General features: G+C 58.3%; 1 protein-coding gene. It reads left to right on the forward strand.

What is annotated here, in order from left to right:
* Positions 1-112: 112 nt before the first annotated feature.
* A complete protein-coding gene (locus tag OHL19_RS22945) occupies positions 113-1192 on the forward strand; it encodes a DUF4331 domain-containing protein (protein ID WP_263360191.1) in 1080 nt (359 codons plus the stop codon).
* Positions 1193-1308: the final 116 nt, after the last annotated feature.

A 1308-nucleotide genomic window follows, 5' to 3' on the forward strand; every position in this document is an offset into this window, starting at 1 on the left:
TCTTATCCGCGGCGCAATTGTCGCGGCGGGAATCGGTTTGTCCCGGACCGCTTCGGCTCTGTCAATTCAAAGCGAATCCCAATCAGATTCCATCAACATAAAGGGGAAAAGCATGTCTCATCATCTTGACTCACCTATCGCCCGGCAGGATCTTCGTCTTGACATTACCGATCTCTACGTATTCCGTGGAGAGACCGGCACCACCTTTGTGATCAACGTTTGCCACTCTATCGGCAAGCCTCCCGTAGTCGGCTACCATCCGGAAGGCATGTACGAGTTCAAGGTAGATCTCAATGGCGATGCCGTTGAAGAGATCACCTACCGCCTCACCTTCGAAGAGCGCGACGCACAGGGAAAGCAGAAATACACGATTCGCCGCATCAGCGGTAAAGACGCCGTCAATCCGCACGCCGCCGGTACAGTCGTCGCCCACGGAGTGACGGATGAGACCGTAACCACGCCATCAGGCCTGCGTGCCTGGGCCGGCCATGCCGGGGATCCATTCTGGATTGAGCCGGACGTGCTTCACGCCGTTGGTCACGCGTTTGAAGATGGAACCAAAGTGGATCTTGCCGGTTGGGACTCCAGCAAAGCGCACAACCTCTTTGCCGGTCACACCGTCTATGCCATGGTGCTGGAAGTGCCGGATGCCGAACTGCTCGCCGGTGCAGGCGACAACCGCAGGATCGGCGTATGGGCCGTGGCTACGCTCGCAACGGATGCAGGCGGATGGCGCTCAGTCAACCGCATCGGACTTCCCATGCTGCCTCCGCTGTTCGCCCAGTATGACGAAACCTTCGGCAACAGCCTCAATGCCGGACATCCCTCGGAGGACTTCGCAACCTACGGCGCACACATCACCAAGTCCATCGGAGGTGTGGTTGCCGCATACGGTACAGCCGAAGATCCCCACGCATACGCCGAGAAGATCGCGCATCGCCTGTTGCCCAACATGCTTCCTTACACGGTCGGCACGCAGGCATCGCTCGGCTTCGTCGAGTGGAACGGCCGCTCCCTCACCGACAACGCGCCCAACGTCATGTTCTCCACAGCGGCGAACACTCCCATCCAACTCGGGATCGGCAAAGAGTCTGTCACATCCAAGCCTCGAAAGACCTTCCCCTACGTCCCGGTTGCTGTCGAGGGCACAACGGCTGAACTGAGAACAGCAGATCGCCCCTTCAACGGCTAACCAGATTCACCGCCGGAGCTAAAATGCCCGGCCTACCAAACGATGCCACCGTGAGTGTCCAAGTCAGGACTCTTGATCAGGACTCTCACGGTGTACGGTTTCTGCTGATCCATAAT

The sequence above is a fragment of the Acidicapsa ligni genome, from assembly GCF_025685655.1.
Lineage (GTDB): Bacteria > Acidobacteriota > Terriglobia > Terriglobales > Acidobacteriaceae > Acidicapsa > Acidicapsa ligni.

Excerpts from the sequence above, each read along its gene's own strand:
- OHL19_RS22945 (WP_263360191.1), top strand. The coding sequence starts at position 113 with ATGTCTCATCATCTTGACTCACCTATCGCCCGGCAGGATCTTCGTCTT.